Raw genomic sequence first — 15,879 nt, 5'->3', positions numbered from 1 at the left:
CATTGGTTCAGGCGGTATCCATGGACAGCAGCAAAAACTGGCGTGAAGAGCTTTACGTCATGGTTTTCCAAAGTGACACCAAGGCCGGTCGGCGCTTCGACGGCATCCTGCTGTTGATCATCCTCGCCAGCATTGTGATCGTGATGCTCGACAGCATCGACGCGGTTCACCAGAACTACGCCAATGTGCTGGCGTACATCGAGTGGGGCTTCACGGTCATCTTCGCCATTGAATACGGCCTGCGGCTGTACTGTTCGCCCAAACCGTTGCGCTATGCGTTCAGCTTTTATGGGCTGGTGGATTTGCTGGCAATCGTGCCCGGCATTCTTGCGCTGTATTACGCCGATGCGCAGTACCTGCTGATTATCCGGATCATTCGGATGCTGCGGATTTTCCGCGTGCTCAAGCTCAGCCCGTACCTCAAGCAAGCCAACTATCTGATGTCCGCATTGCGCGGCAGCAAGCAGAAGATCGTGGTGTTTCTGGTCAGCGTCTGCACTCTGGTGACGGTGTTCGGTACGCTGATGTACGTGATCGAAGGCCCGGAGCACGGCTTCACCAGCATACCCAAAGGCATCTATTGGGCTATCGTCACGCTGACCACTGTGGGCTTCGGCGACATCGTGCCTAAAACGCCGCTGGGTCAGGTGATTTCGTCGCTGGTGATGATCACCGGTTACTCGATCATCGCGGTGCCGACGGGAATTTTCACCGCCGAACTGGCCAACGCAATGCGCGGCGAACAGCTGCAACATGACTGCCCGGTGTGCAAGAAAAACAACCACGAACATGGCGCCGCGTTCTGCTCACGGTGCGGTAATCAGCTGTTCAAGAAAATGGAATAAGCAAAGTACTTTTTAATCTTTAAAGGACTATGCGAGCCCCGTTATAGTCGCTGGCAAAACGGTGGCAACACCTCTTTCAATGACTGACAACTAACCCGTAGGAGCTGCCGAAGGCTGCGATCTTTTGATCTTGAGGAATCAACATCAAAAGATCGCAGCCTTCGGCAGCTCCTACAAAAACAAGGACTGCGCAGTGAAAAAACTCTTTGGCGCCTCACTTCTCGCCGCTGGTCTGGCTCTGTCCAGCGTGGCTCAGGCCGCACCGACCCTGCTTAACGTTTCCTATGACGTGATGCGCGATTTCTACAAGGACTACAACACTGCCTTCCAGAAACACTGGCAAGCCGAGCACAACGAAGATATCACCCTGCAGATGTCCTTCGGCGGCTCCAGCAAACAGGCGCGTTCGGTGATCGATGGCCTGCCGGCTGACGTCATCACCATGAACATGGCCACCGACATCAACGCCCTGGCGGACAACGGCAAACTGGTCCCGGACAACTGGGTCACCCGCCTGCCGAACAACAGCGCGCCGTTCACCTCGGCCACCGTGTTCATCGTCCGCAAAGGCAACCCGAAAGCCCTGAAAGACTGGCCCGACTTGCTCAAGGATGGCGTGCAGGTGATCGTGCCAAACCCGAAAACGTCGGGTAACGGTCGCTACACCTACCTCTCGGCCTGGGGTTATGTGCTGAAAAACGGTGGCGACGAAAGCAAAGCCAAAGACTTCGTCGGCAAGCTGTTCAAACAAGCGCCGGTCCTCGATACCGGTGGCCGCGCCGCCACCACAACTTTCATGACCAACCAGATTGGTGATGTGCTGGTGACCTTCGAAAACGAAGCGGAAATGATTGCCCGTGAGTTTGGTCGTGATCAGTTTGAAGTGATCTACCCAAGTGTTTCCGCCGAAGCCGAGCCGCCAGTGTCGGTGGTCGATAAAACCGTCGACAAGAAAGGCACTCGCGCTGCTGCCGAGGAATACCTGAAGTACCTGTGGTCGCCGGAGGGTCAGGAAATTGCTGCGGCGAACTACCTGCGTCCGCGTGATCCGGCGGTGCTGGCCAAGTACACCGATCGTTTCCCGAAAGTGGATTTCCTGTCAGTGGAGAAAACCTTTGGTGACTGGCGGACTGTGCAGAAGACCCACTTCAATGATGGCGGGATCTTTGATCAGATCTACAGCGGTCAGTAACTCCTGAGCCCAACGAAAAGGCGACCTGAGAAGGTCGCCTTTTTTGTGCCTGAACACAAAACCCAAGTTCAATGAAGATCCCTTAATGTAGGAGTGAGCCTGCTCGCGATAGCGGGGTGTCATTCAACATTGATATCGACTGACACTCCGCTATCGCGAGCAGGCTCACTCCTACAGGGAATTTGACTTGCCTTCACATCGGTGGTGTAACACCGTCCTTGCCCGCCGAAATCGACTGAGCCGTCAGCGTCCCGTCAGCACTCTGGGTCACAAACGTCACGATCTTCACCCCCACCTTCAACAAACTGCGATCCCCCGGCACCAGGTTCACGATCGGCACATCCTCCGGCACCAGAATCTTCTGCTGTCCGCCCTTGTAGTTGACGGTCAACACCCGGCCATTGCTGACAACCAGATCACCGACGCTGCCATTGGTCATGCTACTGCCCTTCACCAAATCAAACGGTCGATGTCCATCACCGCTACCAGCCAGCTCCGGTGGGAAGACATGGACTTCCAGCGCCTTGAGGGTGCCGTCTTCTTGCGGGATGGCAGCCGAGCCGATGTAGCTGCCGGGCTTGATGTCTTCGATATTGGCCAGGGTAACGGCGCGGACTTTGGTGTCCTTGGTCAGGTTGATCACCACGTTTTCACCACTGTTGACGTGGACTTTCAGCACGTCGGGGCTGACCCCGGTGATCTCGCCGCGAACGCCGATGCGCATGCCCGGCGCGTCAGCAGCCTGGACAAGACCTGCCGTGAACACGCCGATCAAGGTAACCACTGAAGCGCCGCGAATCAGGTGACGAAACATCGCATTCATGAAAGTGCCTTCCGTTTTATGAAACGTGAAGAGAGAACATAAGCACGCTATCGAACAGGATGTAAGTGAATGTATCATCGGAACTCGATACTTTGACGCAAGGCTCCTCGATGGACATCACACACGTCCGTCACTCATTCCGCAACGGAATGATTGCTATCACTCCAAACCCTCTTCTGCCCATTCCGATAGCCCTTTAGCCTGCGCGCATTCTCTTTTGCTCAGCGAGACCCGTTATGAAGCCAGCGACCCAGGTGCCCCACGGCACCGCAACAATGACCCGAGGCATGGTGCTGCTATTCGCCTTCTGCTGCGGCGCCATCGTGGCCAACATCTACTACGCCCAACCCATCATCGGCCTGATCGCACCTGACATCGGCCTGACCAGCACCATGGCGAGCCTGATCGTTTCGCTGACTCAGATCGGTTACGCACTGGGTCTGTTCTTCCTGGTGCCGCTGGGCGATCTGCTGGAAAACCGCCGCTTGATGATCATCACCACGGTGGTAGCGATTGCCAGCCTGCTGGGCGCGGCGTTCACCGATCAGCCAAACGTGTTTTTGCTGATCTCGCTGCTGGTGGGTTTCAGTTCGGTGTCGGTGCAGATCCTGATTCCACTGGCAGCGCATCTGGCGCCGGAAGAGTCTCGCGGGCGTGTGGTCGGCGGGATCATGGGCGGTTTGTTGCTGGGAATTTTGCTCGCTCGACCTGTATCCAGCGTGGTGGCTGACCACTTCGGCTGGCGTGCGATGTTTGTGATTGCGGCGGTGTTGATGGCGGCGATCAGCATCGTGCTGGCGCTGACCATTCCCAAGCGTCAGCCTGATCACAGCGCTTCTTATGGTCAGTTGCTGGGCTCGTTGTGGACCCTGTTGCGCCAACAACCGGTGTTGCGTCAACGCGCGTTTTATCAGGGGTGCATGTTCGCCACGTTCAGCCTGTTCTGGACCGCCGTGCCGCTGGAACTGGCGCGCAATCATGGCTTGTCGCAAACCCAGATCGCGATCTTCGCCCTGGTCGGGGCCATCGGCGCTATCGCCGCCCCCATTGCCGGTCGACTGGCCGATGCCGGCCACACTCGCATTGCTTCACTGCTGGCCCTGCTGTTCGCCAGCCTGAGCTTCCTGCCAGCGTTCATCCATCCGGTTTACAGCGTCATCGGCCTCGCCGTCACCGGCGTGGTGCTCGACTTCTGCGTGCAGATGAACATGGTCCTCGGCCAACGCGCGGTCTACGCCCTCGACGCTAAAAGCCGCAGCCGCCTGAATGCGCTGTACATGACCAGCATCTTCATCGGTGGCGCGTTTGGTTCTTCGGTGGCCAGTGCGGTGTATGAACACGGCGGCTGGTTGTGGATCGTGATTGTGGGCAGTGCGTTTCCGCTGTTGGCGTTGTTGCGGTTTTTGAGTGTTTCGCAGAAGCGTTCGCTGGCGACGGCTTAAGGCGCCAAAGTTTTGCCGGATCGCCGAGGTCAACCCGGATTACACTCAACGTCCTGAGCCTGACGCGATGCTGGATGCGATTCGCGGCTGAACCGATCAAATGCCGCCTGAGCCGCGGCATGTTCTTTCAAGGAGTGTGCAATGACCCGTCGTACCTTTCTCATCACCGGCGCCAGCAAAGGCATCGGCCGCGCGGTCGCCGAGCACCTGGACCGCGCGGGTCATCGGGTGGTCGGAATTGCCCGATCGCCCGACCTGAGCTTTCCCGGCATCCTGTTTCCGCTGGATCTGAGCGACAGGGCGCTGACTCAGGAAGTGCTGGCGGATCTGGCCAGGACTTATGAGTTCGACGGGCTGGTGAATAACGTCGGTCTGGTGCGCCCGCAGGTGCTGGGGGAAATCGACCTCGACACGTTCGACGACGTGATGCGGGTCAACCTGCATTCGGCGTTGCAGGCTACTCAGGCACTGCTGCCAAACATGCGCGCCAAGGCCTGGGGTCGGGTGGTGAACATTTCCAGCCTGACCGTGCTGGGTATCACGCAGCGCACCGCCTACGCGGCGGCTAAGGCGGCGCTGATCAGCTTCACGCGATCCTGGGCGCTGGAACTGGCGCAAACCGGTGTGACGGTGAATGCCGTGGCCCCGGGCCCGACCGAAACCGAACTGTTTCGCGCCAACAATCCACCGGGCAGCGAAGGTGAAGCGCGGTATCTGGCCGGTGTGCCGATGGGGCGGTTGGGGCAACCGCAGGAGATTGCTGCGGCGATTGCGTTTTTGTTGTCCGAGCAGAGCGGATTTATCACCGGGCAGACCTTGTTTGTCGACGGTGGCTCCTCGATAGGCAAAGCAGCTTTCTGATTATTTGAGACAACCCCTATCAAATGTGGGAGCGAGCTTGCTCGCGATGAACGAACACGCGGTTTTACTGATAAATCGCAGTGCCTTCATCGCGAGCAAGCTCGCTCCCACACTGGATCTCCGACAATATTCAGAATTGAAGAAGGACTGTAGATGGACCGCCTCGGCGCAATGGAAACCTTTGTCTACGTGGTGGAAACCGGTTCGTTTTCCGCCGCCGCCCGACGCTTGAATATTGGCCAGCCTGCGGTCTCGAAAGCCATCGCGCATTTGGAGGCGCGCCTCGCGGTCAGGCTGCTGTTGCGCTCGACCCGAGGCCTGACGCCGACCGAGGCGGGCCTGGCCTTTTTCGAACGGTCCAAGCGTGCCATCGAAGAAGCGGACGAGGCTGACAATGCCGCTCGCGGTGCCGCCAGCGGCCTGAGCGGTACCTTGCGTATCTGTGCTGCCGTGACCTTTGGCCGGCTGCACATCGTTCCGCACCTCGGGCCTTTCCTCGATCAGAACCCGGACCTGAGCATCGATTTGATGCTGGACGATCGCAACGTCAATCTGGTGGAAGAAGGCGTCGACATCGCCCTGCGCATGGGCGCCCAGAGCGACTCCGGCCTCACCGCCCGCAAGATCGCCGAGTGCCGGCGCGTGGTGTTGGGCACGCCCGCCTATTTCGAAAAACATGGCGAGCCCTCCTGCCCTGCCGATCTGAGTAAACACCAAGCAGTCATCTACACCTTGGGCGGTGGTGCCAATTGGCAGTTCCGCAACGGGACAGATGATCAGTCAGTCATCATCAACGGGCGAATCCGCGTCAACGCCGCCGAAGGTCTGCGTGCAGCCGTGCTAGCCCATCAAGGCCTGACCATGGCGTCCGAATGGATGTTTGCACCGGAACTGGCCAACGGCGCGGTCAGGGAAGTGCTGAAGGATTGGACGTTGCCGAATCAGGACCTTTGGGCGGTGTTTCCCACCGGCAGAATGGCCAGTGCGAAGGCCCGGGCGTTTGTGGAGTATGTGCAGGGGTTGCTGACAAAAGACGTCTGATCAAGCTGCGAGGCTTCGCCAGCTCCTACGTTTACCGCGTACACCCGCCGATCATTGTCGTACACGATCCTGTAGGAGCTGGCGCAGCCTGCGATCTTCTCAGACTCCAAAAAGCAAAACGGCGATCCAAGGATCGCCGTTTATGTTTACTGCCCGAATTGCCGTCCCAACCCGCCCGGAACGCCATGGATGTCTGTCTCTTCCCATGGACCGTTCGGGCTGATCGACCGGCTCCAGCCGTTGTTCCAGCGATAGTACGTGCGCTGGCGGTAGAAGGTGTTGGTCTGATCATCGAGAACGTACACGCCGAGCTTGGCGTCCCAATGGCTGTTGCCACCCGGTGGCGGCGCGAAGCTGGCGGAGGTGCGTGGCTGCGGTTTGGCGGGTTTGGCCGGAATGCTCGGTTTGCCCGGTGTCGGGGTCGTGGACGGCGTCGGACGCGGCTGCGACGGCGGGATCGGTGGCAACCGTTCAGGCTGCTGCGGTTGGACCACGCAAGCGCTTAACCCCAAAACCATACTGAGCAGGGTGATACGAGCGATCGCGGTCATAGTGGCGTTTCCTGTCATTTGTCCGGGCTATCGATGGTCAGTGTCTGCTGCGCAGTGGTGCTGCTGGCCAGAGGCTGGCTGCGACCGATCCATTCGCCGGCAGTGGGTTGGCCGGCGCGAGAAATGCGCGCAACCAGTTGGACTTCAGGGAAGTTCGACAGTTTCAACTGCGGCATCATTGCGTCGGCATCGCCCAGCTCGACGGTCGCCGGCAAGTCGGCCACGGTCAGGCGCTTGGCGGCCAATGGCGCAGGAGGACCTGCGGTGGCGCGGGCGAAGATGAATACGCTGTCGCCCGGCTGGACCTTGGCTTTCAGCTCTGGCGCCAGATCCACTCGCACCTTGAGCAGTGCCGCCACCTTGGCGGCGGGAGCCTGGGCCACCTTACCACCGCTGGCTTCGAGTTTCTCGGTGGCCCGAGTGATGCCGCCTTGCAGCGCGGCGCGGGAACTGTCCTCCGGTGGCAGTTGCACCAGCAGGCGATTCCAGTAGTCGATGGCGTCCTGATAACGCTGGCTTTCAAAGGCAGCAATACCGAGCAAGCCAAGGCTGGTGACTTCTTTCGGATCGGCTTTCAGTGCTTCATCGGTCAGGGCCTGAACCTTGTCCGACCACTTCTTGCCGTCGGCGAAGTACTGGGCCTGCGCCCATTGGCCCAACAGTTCCGGCTGACGACCAGCCAGGGTCACCGTGCGTTCGAAGATCTTCGCCGCATCGCCAGGACGATCCTGAGCCATGTACGTACGACCAAGGAAATACAGGCCTTCAGCCGAATCTGGCTGAGCCGCGACCGCACGCTCCAAACGACGGGTCATCTCTTCCATAGACTGCGGCGCCTGGGAGAATTCGCGGGTCAGTTCGACCTTGTCGCTCGCCCCAAAATGCAGATACAGGCCAAGACCCAGCACCGGCACCAGAATCGCCGCCAGCAAGGGCCACGGTTTGCCCAGGCGGGACACGCGCGCCGCCTCGACACCTTCAGTGTCGGCGAGCAATTCACGGGCAGCTTCGGCGCGACCGGTGTCCATTTGCGCCGCGTCCAGAACGCCCTCTTCCTGCTGAGTCTGCAACTCAGCCACGCGCTCCTGATACAGCGCGACGTTCAGGGCCGTACGGTCCTCTTCAAGCTGGGCGCGGCGACCACGCAGTACGGGAATCAGCAGAAAACTCAGGGCAACCAGAAGTAGCAGACCTGCAGCGAGCCAGAAATCAATCATTCTTGGTTTTATCCAACAGGTGGTCGAGGCGCTCACGCTCCTCGGCGGAAAGCTCATCCTTGGTGTCAGCGCGTTGCACGCGACGACGGCGGACGATCACGGCGATGATCACAAAACCGCCCAGCAGCAGGCCGGCAGGGCCGAACCAGAGCACAGCAGTCTTGGCGTTCAGAGCGGGTTTGTAGCGGACGAAATCACCGTAGCGGTCGACCATGAAGTCGATGATCTGCTGGTTGTCCTTGCCCTCGCCGAGCATGCGAAAAATCTCTTTGCGCAGGTCGGCGGCGATCGGTGCATTGGAATCGGCAATGTCCTGATTCTGACACTTGGGGCAACGCAGCTCTTTGGTCAGCTCGCGAAAACGCTCGCGATCGCCTTCTTTGGCGAATTCGTAGGTGTCGATGGCAGCGTGCGCCACGCCGGCCATGCTCAAACCCAATACCGCGGCGGCTATCCAGCGCTTCATGGCTTGGCCTCATCAACCAGCGCCTGATACTTGGCCGCCAGTTTTTCGCGCCAGACCTGTTCGTCGATCACGCCAACGAACTTGTCACGGATGATGCCTTTGGCGTCGATGAAGAAGGTTTCCGGAGCGCCATAGACGCCGAGGTTCAAGCCCAGGGTGCCTTCATCGTCACGGATGTCCAGCTGGTACGGGTTGTGGAATTCCACCAGCCACTTCAAGGCGTCGGCGTTGACGTCCTTGTAGTTGATGCCGTAGATCACCACGCCCTTCTCGGCCAGTTTGTTCAGCACCGGGTGCTCGATCCGGCAGGAAATGCACCAGGTACCCCAGACATTGACCAGCGCTGGCTTACCCAGAATGTCGGCCTTGGTCAGGGTTTTGTCGCCCTGCACCGCCGGCAGGGAAAACTCCGGGAACGGCTTGTTGATCATCGCCGAAGGCAGCTCGGCCGGGTCCAGATAGAGCCCGCGATAAAGGAAAACAGCCACCACCAGAAAAATCACCAGGGGCAACAGCATCAACCAACGCCTCATGCCGTGGCTCCCGTCATGCCCAGTGCTTCACGCACACGGCTGCTCACCTTGACCCGGTAACGGCGATCGAATGCCGCCAGCAACCCGCCCAAACCGGTGAGCAGACCACCGAACCAGATCCAGCGTACGAACGGTTTGACGTGGACGCGAACGGCCCAGGCGCCATCGCCCAACGGTTCGCCGAGTGCGACGTAGAGGTCGCGGGTGAAACCGGCGTCGATCCCGGCTTCGGTCATCACCGAGTTCTGCACGGTGTAGAGGCGTTTTTCCGGGTGCAGCACGCTGACTTCCTGGCCATCGCGGATCACCCGAACGGTGCCCTTGTCGGACGTGAAGTTCGGGCCTTCGAAATGCTTGGCGCCTTCGAACACGAAGTGGTAACCGCCCAGGTCCATGGACTCGCCCGGCGCCAGGCGCAGGTCGCGCTCGGCACTGTTCTGGCTCGACAGCACGACACCAAGGGCACACACAGCGATGCCGAGGTGAGCGACCTGCATGCCCCAATAACTGCGGGTCAGGGTCGGCAGGCCTTTGATCAAGCCTTTGTGGCGAGTCTTGTCGAAAATGTCACGCACACCGGCCAGCAACACCCAGGCGGCGAGCATGAAGGTCGCAATCACCGCCCAGTTGAAATCGCCATAAGCGACGCCAGCCACCACCGCCAGCGCGGCGCTGCCGAGCAACACCGGGGTCAGCATGCTCAACAGCCATTTGACCGGGGTGTCTTTCCAGCGCACCAGCATGCCGACTGCCATCACCATCATCAGCAAGGCCATCAACGGAATGAACAGTGCGTTGAAGTACGGCGGGCCGACCGACAGCTTGGCGCCGGTCATCGCATCGAGAATCAGCGGATACAACGTGCCGAGCAGGATCATCGACGCCGCCACCACCAGCACCAGGTTGTTACCCAGCAGCAGGGTTTCCCGGGACCAGAGGTTGAAACCGACGTGGCTCTTCACCACGGGAGCGCGCAGGGCAAACAGGGTCAGCGAACCACCGACCACGAACAGCAGGAAGATCAGAATGAACACACCGCGCTCAGGGTCGGACGCAAAGGCGTGAACCGAGGTCAGCACGCCGGAACGCACGAGGAAAGTCCCCAGCAAGCTCAGCGAGAAGGCAGCGATGGCCAGCAACACGGTCCAGCTCTTGAACACGCCACGTTTTTCCGTGACCGCCAAGGAGTGAATCAGCGCCGTACCCACCAGCCATGGCATGAAGGAGGCGTTTTCCACCGGATCCCAGAACCACCAGCCGCCCCAGCCGAGTTCGTAGTACGCCCACCACGAACCGAGGGTGATGCCGATACCGAGGAAGGCCCAGGCGACGATGGTCCACGGACGGGACCAGCGTGCCCACGCCGCATCAAGACGACCGCCCAGCAGTGCAGCGATAGCGAAAGCGAAGGCCACGGAGAAACCGACATAGCCCATGTACAGCATCGGCGGATGAACGATCAGGCCGATGTCTTGCAGCAGTGGGTTGAGATCACGACCGTCCGCAGGAATCTGCGGCAGGATCCGTGCAAACGGGTTGGACGTGAGGATCAGGAACAGCAGGAAACCCGTGCTGATCATGCCCATCACCGCCAGCACGCGAGCCAGCATCACTTGCGGCAACTGCCGGGAGAACACCGATACCGCGAAGGTCCAGCCGCCGAGGATCAGGGCCCAGAGCAGCAACGACCCTTCGTGAGCGCCCCACACCGCGCTGAACTTGTAGTACCACGGCAACGCGCTGTTGGAGTTGCTGGCAACGTAGGCGACGGAGAAATCGTCGGCCATGAAGGCGTAAGTCAGGCAACCGAAGGAGAACAGCAGAAACGCGAATTGCCCCCAGGCGGCCGGCTGAGCGAGGCTCATCCACAAGCGGTCACCGCGCCAGGCACCGAGCAACGGCACCACGGCCTGAACCAGCGCGAAACACAGCGCCAGAATCATGGCCAGATGGCCGAGTTCAGGAATAAAGAGTCCAGACGTCATCGATCAACCCTCCTTCGCGGGCGTTGGAGCAGATTGACCACTGTCTTTCAAAGCCTTGGTCACTTCTGGCGGCATGTACTTCTCGTCGTGTTTGGCCAGCACTTCGTCGGCCACCACCACGCCGTCGGCGTTGAGCTTGCCCAGGGCAACGATGCCCTGCCCTTCGCGGAACAGGTCCGGGAGGATGCCGCGGTAGCTGATGGTCACGGATTTACTGAAGTCGGTGACGATGAATTTCACGTCCAGCGAATCGCCGGAACGTTGCAGCGAACCTTTCTCGACCATGCCGCCGGCGCGGATGCGCGTGTCTTGCGGGGCTTCGCCGTTGGCGATCTGGGTCGGGGTGTAAAACAGATTGATGTTCTGCTGCAGGGCGCTCAGGGCCAGGCCGACGGCAACGCCGACACCGACCAGGATCGCGAGAATGATGATAAGACGCTTTTTGCGCAGCGGATTCACTTGCCGTTCTCCCGGCGCAGACGACGCGCCTCTTGTTGCAGATACCGCTTGCGGGCCAGGATCGGCGCCGCCACGTTGAGGGCCAGCACCGCCAGGCTAATGCCATAGGCTGACCAGACATACAGGCCGTGATGGCCCATGGCGAGAAAGTCGCCGAATGAAGCGAAACTCATCGAGCGGCCTCCAGACTGTTCTGCACTTCGGCCTTGACCCAACTGGCGCGGGCTTCGCGCTTGAGCACTTCAAGGCGCATGCGCAGCAGCAACACCGCGCCGAAGAAACAGTAGAAACCCAGCACCGTCAGCAGCAGTGGCAGCCACATCTCGGCGGGCATCGCCGGTTTTTCGGTAAGGGTGAAGGTCGCGCCCTGGTGCAGGGTGTTCCACCACTCCACCGAGTATTTGATGATCGGGATGTTGATCACGCCAACAATCGCCAATACCGCGCAGGCCTTGGCAGCACTGTCACGATTGCTGATCGCATTGCCCAGCGCAATAAGACCGAAGTACAGAAACAGCAGTATAAGCATGGACGTAAGTCGTGCATCCCAGACCCACCACGAGCCCCAGGTCGGTTTGCCCCAGATCGCGCCGGTGACCAGCGCTACGGCGGTCATCCAGGCGCCGATGGGCGCCGCGCATTGCAGGGCGACGTCGGCCAGCTTCATCTTCCACACCAGCCCGACGATGCCACAGATCGCCAGCATCACGTAGATGGACTGGGCCAGCATGGCGGCCGGAACGTGGATATAAATGATGCGAAAGCTGTTGCCTTGCTGGTAGTCCGGCGGCGCGAAGGCCAGGCCCCACACGACACCAACGCTGATCAGCAGCAACGCCGCGACACTCAGCCACGGCAGCAGTTTGCCACTGATGCCGTAAAACCATTTGGGCGAGCCGAGCTTATGAAACCAAGTCCAGTTCATTACTGTTTCCATCACGGTTGCTGCTCGCCATCACGAGCAGCGAAGGGTCTTTACTGGTTAAAAAATAACCAGACCTCATTATTCGCCGACGCTGATCTTCAGGCCAGCAGCTATTGCAAAAGGTGTCAGGGTTATCGCCAGGGCGGTCAGGCTACCAAGCCACAGGAGATAACCGGTCGCCGGCATTCCCTGCAATGCAGCCTGCAAGGCGCCACTGCCAAGAATCAACACCGGGATGTACAACGGCAGAATCAGCAGCGCCAGCAACAGGCCACCGCGCTTCAACCCCACCGTCAGGGCTGCGCCCACCGCACCGAGCAGGCTCAGCACTGGTGTACCCAGCAACAACGAAAGCAGCAACACCGGCAGACAGGCGGTTGGCAAACCGAGCATCAATGCCAGTAATGGAGCGAGCAAAACCAGTGCCAGGCCAGAGAAGGACCAGTGTGCCAGCACCTTGGCCAAAACCAGAAGAGGCAGGGGGTGCGACGAAAGGACCCACTGTTCAAGCGATCCGTCTTCGAAATCACTGCGGAAAAGCCCGTCCAGCGAGAGCAAAACCGATAAAAGGGCCGCTACCCAGACCAGTCCCGGAGACAAGGTTTGCAACAATTGAGACTCGGGTCCGACCGCCAGCGGAAACAGGGAAACCACGATCGCGAAGAATACGAGCGGATTGGCCAACTCCGCCGGACGGCGGAACAACAATCGGGCTTCACGGGCGACCAACAGGCCGAAAACACTCATACGGCCCAGTTCCCCAGATCAATGTCGCGATAGCCGGCCGGCATCCGGGTCAGCGTGTGGTGAGTGGTCAAGACCACCATGCCACCGCGCTCGCAGTGTGCGGCCAGGTGTTCTTCGAGTTGCGCCACGCCTTGTTTGTCGAGCGCAGTGAATGGCTCATCAAGGATCCATAGCGGCGGGCTTTCCAGGTACAACCGTGCCAACGCGACCCGGCGTTGCTGCCCGGCAGACAGCGTATGGCAAGGAACATCCTCGAAACCGTGCAGTCCGACAGCCGTCAGCGCCTGCCGGATCGCCTCATGGGAGGCCGGTTGATGCAAGGCGCAAAGCCAGCTCAGATTCTCTTCCGGCGTCAGCAGATCCTTGATCCCGGCAGCATGGCCGATCCACAGCAGGTTGCGCGCCAGCTCGAAGCGTTGCTCGTTCAATGGCTGGCCGTTGAGCAGCACTTGACCGGCAGTCGGCTGCATCAGACCGCAAAGCAGGCGTAAAAGGCTGGTTTTGCCACTGCCGTTGGGGCCGCTGATTTGCAACATTTCGCCACTGGCCAGTCTCAATTCGAGATTTTCGAAGAGCAGCCGAAGGTCTCGCTCACAGGCGAGGGCAACGGTTTGCAGGACAGGACTGGTCAAGAGATCACGGGCCTTTTGGGTTCAAGTCGGCAGTGGAGCGGCCGTTAAAGATATGCAGGATAAATGCATTGGCGGCCCGTTCTAAGGAGCTGGATCAAGTATTTGAAATGTTTTCAGCGCCCCGGATACAACGGGGCGGCATTATACATGCCATGCCCTACTCTCAAGAGGGCAATTTCCTCAGGTTGTGACCGCGTATGACAGGCGAAATGAACATCCTCCCGCTACCGCAGACCACGCCCGCGACTTCGCGGCCGCTGGTGGTGAGTGGCGACCTGCTGAAGTTACTGACGCCGATGGAGGGCCTGATCACTGCGGGCCAGACCGCCAAGGCTGAAGTGCTGTCACTCAAGCAGGCGGATCAGACCTTTCAATTGTTGCTCAAGGTCACCCTCGACAGCGGCCGTCAGACCACGGTCCAGGCCACCAGCACCCAACCGTTGCCTCAGGGCACCAGCCTGGCGATCACCCAACCGTCGGCGGGTAATCTGGCCGTCACCGTGCAACAGGCCATCGCCTCCAGCGTCGCCACTCTCACTCGTATCGACACGGCGCAACTGCCCGTCGGCACCCTGCTGCAAGGCAAAGTGCTGACCTCTCAGGTGTTGCCGCAGGTGCCGGGCCAGCCGACGGTGTTTCGCTCGATGGTGAGCTTGCTCAACACCGCGTTGAGCGGCAGCACCCTGAGCATCGACAGCCCGACGCCGCTGCGCATCGGCACCTTGCTGAGTGCGCTGGTGCAGGACACCCAGACGCTGAAGTTCGTGCCATTGAGCAGCCGCCAGGAGCAACTGGCGGTGACCCAACAACTGGTCAGTCAACAGAGCCGCCAGGGCTCGTTGGATGGCCTGCTCAAGCTCCTGCAAAACCTGCCGTCCTCGAATCAGACGTCCAGTGATCTGCGTGCCGCCGCCGACAAGTTGCTCGCCGGCCTGCCCGATGTTCAACAACTCAGCACGCCAAAGGGGCTGGCCCAGGCACTGGCCAATAGCGGGCTGTTCCTTGAAGCCAAACTGCTCAGCGGTCAAAACCCGACACTGGCCCCGGACATGAAAGGCGATTTGCTCAAGCTGATCGCACAATTGACGCCAGGCCTGCCGGCCAACACCAATCTCAACGCGATCATTGCCGCCAACACACTGGCCCAGGCCATGCCGAACTTCGTGCGCAGCGCCCTCGGCATGCTCGGCCAGGTCAGCGCCAAACCGCAGCCAACCAGCTTCCCGCTGCCCGAGCGCCTGTTACAAAGCATGGACGGCGAAGGCGATCTCGAGCACTTGCTGCGTTTGGCAGCAGCGGCGGTTTCACGCCTGCAAAGCCATCAACTGTCGAGCCTGGAACAGACCGGCGTCACTGACGACGGACGGTTGATGAGCACCTGGCAGCTGGAAATCCCGATGCGCAATCTGCAGGACATCGTGCCGTTGCAGGTCAAGTTCCAGCGCGAAGAAGCGCCCGAGAAGGAACAGCAAAACGAACGCCACGACGAGCGCGAACCCAAACAACAATTGTGGCGAGTGGACCTGGCGTTCGACATGGAGCCCTTGGGCCCGTTGCAGATTCAGGCACACCTGATCAAAGGCAGCCTGTCCAGCCAGCTGTGGGCCGAACGCCCGTACACCGCCAGCCTGATCGAAAGTCATCTGGCCGAACTGCGCCAACGGCTGCTGGCGTCCGGCCTGAATGTCGGCGATCTCGATTGCCACCTGGGCACACCGCCACAAGGCCCTCAAACCCGTCTCGAACAACGCTGGGTCGACGAAACCGCATGAGAAATCCCAACACCCCGCGCCAGGCCATCGCCCTCAAATACGACGGCAGCCACGCCCCTACCCTCACGGCCAAGGGTGACGAAGCACTGGCCGAAGCCATTCTGAAGATTGCCCGCGATTATGAAGTGCCGATCTACGAGAACGCCGAGCTGGTGAAACTGCTGGCGCGGATGGAATTGGGGGAGAGTATTCCGGAGGAGTTGTATCGCACGATTGCCGAGATTATTGCGTTTGCGTGGAATTTGAAGGGCAAGTTTCCGCAGGGGCAGGATCCGAATGCGCCGATGATCGAGAAGGACATCACCGATCGCGGGGATGACTATTGATTCGGCGCTGAATGCAAAAAGATCGCAGCCTCGTTTCACTCGACAGCTCCTACATTGGGATG

At 60.0% G+C, this 15,879-nt stretch carries 18 protein-coding genes; 7 read left to right on the top strand and 11 right to left on the bottom strand.

Annotated features, from left to right (window positions below; genetic code table 11):
• The first annotated feature begins 20 nt into the window (after positions 1 to 20).
• Positions 21 to 845 (top strand): ion transporter, encoded by an 825-nt coding sequence (locus VD17_RS13995; protein WP_046054310.1) that lies wholly within the window; start codon positions 21 to 23, stop codon positions 843 to 845.
• Between the two features lie 193 nt (positions 846 to 1,038).
• On the top strand, positions 1,039 to 2,037 hold the full coding sequence (locus VD17_RS13990) for a sulfate ABC transporter substrate-binding protein (RefSeq protein ID WP_046054328.1): 999 nt from the start codon (positions 1,039 to 1,041) through the stop codon (positions 2,035 to 2,037).
• Between the two features lie 193 nt (positions 2,038 to 2,230).
• Here VD17_RS13990 and VD17_RS13985 read toward each other — a convergent pair whose 3' ends face one another.
• On the bottom strand, positions 2,231 to 2,860 hold the full coding sequence (locus VD17_RS13985; protein ID WP_185753148.1) for a hypothetical protein: 630 nt from the start codon (positions 2,858 to 2,860) through the stop codon (positions 2,231 to 2,233).
• A 236-nt stretch (positions 2,861 to 3,096) separates the two neighbouring features.
• On the opposite strand from VD17_RS13985, the gene VD17_RS13980 reads away from it, so the two are divergent.
• The 3 genes from VD17_RS13980 (at position 3,097) to VD17_RS13970 (ending at position 6,204) form a co-directional block, all read left to right on the top strand.
• Complete coding sequence (locus VD17_RS13980) at positions 3,097 to 4,302, top strand: MFS transporter (RefSeq protein WP_046054309.1); 1,206 nt, start codon at positions 3,097 to 3,099, stop codon at positions 4,300 to 4,302.
• Positions 4,303 to 4,443: 141 nt separating this feature from the next.
• The gene (locus VD17_RS13975; RefSeq protein WP_046054308.1) at positions 4,444 to 5,163 is read left to right on the top strand and encodes an SDR family oxidoreductase; all 720 of its coding nucleotides are present in this window, start codon (positions 4,444 to 4,446) and stop codon (positions 5,161 to 5,163) included.
• A gap of 153 nt (positions 5,164 to 5,316) precedes the next feature.
• Complete coding sequence (locus tag VD17_RS13970; protein ID WP_046054307.1) at positions 5,317 to 6,204, top strand: LysR family transcriptional regulator; 888 nt, start codon at positions 5,317 to 5,319, stop codon at positions 6,202 to 6,204.
• A 146-nt stretch (positions 6,205 to 6,350) separates the two neighbouring features.
• On the opposite strand, the gene VD17_RS13965 is transcribed toward VD17_RS13970, so the two are convergent.
• The 10 genes from VD17_RS13965 to ccmA all read right to left on the bottom strand — a co-directional run bounded on the left by VD17_RS13965 (position 6,351) and on the right by ccmA (position 13,719).
• Complete coding sequence (locus tag VD17_RS13965) at positions 6,351 to 6,755, bottom strand: hypothetical protein (RefSeq protein WP_046054306.1); 405 nt, start codon at positions 6,753 to 6,755, stop codon at positions 6,351 to 6,353.
• A 14-nt stretch (positions 6,756 to 6,769) separates the two neighbouring features.
• The gene (ccmI, locus tag VD17_RS13960; protein ID WP_046054305.1) at positions 6,770 to 7,972 is read right to left on the bottom strand and encodes a c-type cytochrome biogenesis protein CcmI; all 1,203 of its coding nucleotides are present in this window, start codon (positions 7,970 to 7,972) and stop codon (positions 6,770 to 6,772) included.
• Positions 7,965 to 8,438 carry a cytochrome c-type biogenesis protein gene (locus tag VD17_RS13955; protein WP_008145552.1) on the bottom strand — a complete coding sequence of 158 codons (474 nt, stop codon included), beginning with the start codon at positions 8,436 to 8,438 and terminating at the stop codon, positions 7,965 to 7,967. The genes ccmI and VD17_RS13955 overlap by 8 nt, the downstream gene beginning before the upstream one ends.
• Positions 8,435 to 8,971 (bottom strand): DsbE family thiol:disulfide interchange protein, encoded by a 537-nt coding sequence (locus VD17_RS13950; protein ID WP_046054304.1) that lies wholly within the window; start codon positions 8,969 to 8,971, stop codon positions 8,435 to 8,437. Before VD17_RS13950 ends, VD17_RS13955 begins: the two co-directional genes overlap by 4 nt.
• Positions 8,968 to 10,956, bottom strand: coding sequence for a heme lyase CcmF/NrfE family subunit (locus VD17_RS13945; protein WP_046054303.1), 1,989 nt, complete (start codon positions 10,954 to 10,956; stop codon positions 8,968 to 8,970). The genes VD17_RS13950 and VD17_RS13945 overlap by 4 nt, the downstream gene beginning before the upstream one ends.
• 3 nt (positions 10,957 to 10,959) lie before the next feature.
• The gene (gene ccmE, locus VD17_RS13940; protein ID WP_046054302.1) at positions 10,960 to 11,415 is read right to left on the bottom strand and encodes a cytochrome c maturation protein CcmE; all 456 of its coding nucleotides are present in this window, start codon (positions 11,413 to 11,415) and stop codon (positions 10,960 to 10,962) included.
• The gene (gene ccmD / locus VD17_RS13935; RefSeq protein WP_007894243.1) at positions 11,412 to 11,588 is read right to left on the bottom strand and encodes a heme exporter protein CcmD; all 177 of its coding nucleotides are present in this window, start codon (positions 11,586 to 11,588) and stop codon (positions 11,412 to 11,414) included. The genes ccmE and ccmD overlap by 4 nt, the downstream gene beginning before the upstream one ends.
• Complete coding sequence (locus VD17_RS13930; protein WP_046054301.1) at positions 11,585 to 12,340, bottom strand: heme ABC transporter permease; 756 nt, start codon at positions 12,338 to 12,340, stop codon at positions 11,585 to 11,587. Before VD17_RS13930 ends, ccmD begins: the two co-directional genes overlap by 4 nt.
• A 78-nt stretch (positions 12,341 to 12,418) precedes the next feature.
• Entirely contained in the window at positions 12,419 to 13,087 is a 669-nt protein-coding gene (gene ccmB, locus VD17_RS13925) for a heme exporter protein CcmB (RefSeq protein ID WP_008155797.1), read from the bottom strand.
• Positions 13,084 to 13,719 carry a cytochrome c biogenesis heme-transporting ATPase CcmA gene (ccmA, locus tag VD17_RS13920; protein ID WP_046054300.1) on the bottom strand — a complete coding sequence of 212 codons (636 nt, stop codon included), beginning with the start codon at positions 13,717 to 13,719 and terminating at the stop codon, positions 13,084 to 13,086. Before ccmA ends, ccmB begins: the two co-directional genes overlap by 4 nt.
• Positions 13,720 to 13,916: 197 nt before the next feature.
• Between ccmA and fliK the strand changes: the two genes are divergently transcribed.
• Both fliK and VD17_RS13910 read left to right on the top strand, forming a co-directional pair.
• Positions 13,917 to 15,491 carry a flagellar hook-length control protein FliK gene (fliK, locus tag VD17_RS13915; protein WP_046054299.1) on the top strand — a complete coding sequence of 525 codons (1,575 nt, stop codon included), beginning with the start codon at positions 13,917 to 13,919 and terminating at the stop codon, positions 15,489 to 15,491.
• Complete coding sequence (locus VD17_RS13910; protein ID WP_046054298.1) at positions 15,488 to 15,817, top strand: EscU/YscU/HrcU family type III secretion system export apparatus switch protein; 330 nt, start codon at positions 15,488 to 15,490, stop codon at positions 15,815 to 15,817. Before fliK ends, VD17_RS13910 begins: the two co-directional genes overlap by 4 nt.
• The last annotated feature ends 62 nt before the right edge of the window (positions 15,818 to 15,879 follow it).

Source organism: Pseudomonas fluorescens (assembly GCF_000968015.1).
GTDB lineage: Bacteria > Pseudomonadota > Gammaproteobacteria > Pseudomonadales > Pseudomonadaceae > Aquipseudomonas > Aquipseudomonas fluorescens_W.
Note: the sequence above shows the minus strand (reverse complement) of the source record. Positions and strands in the feature narration are given on the sequence as shown.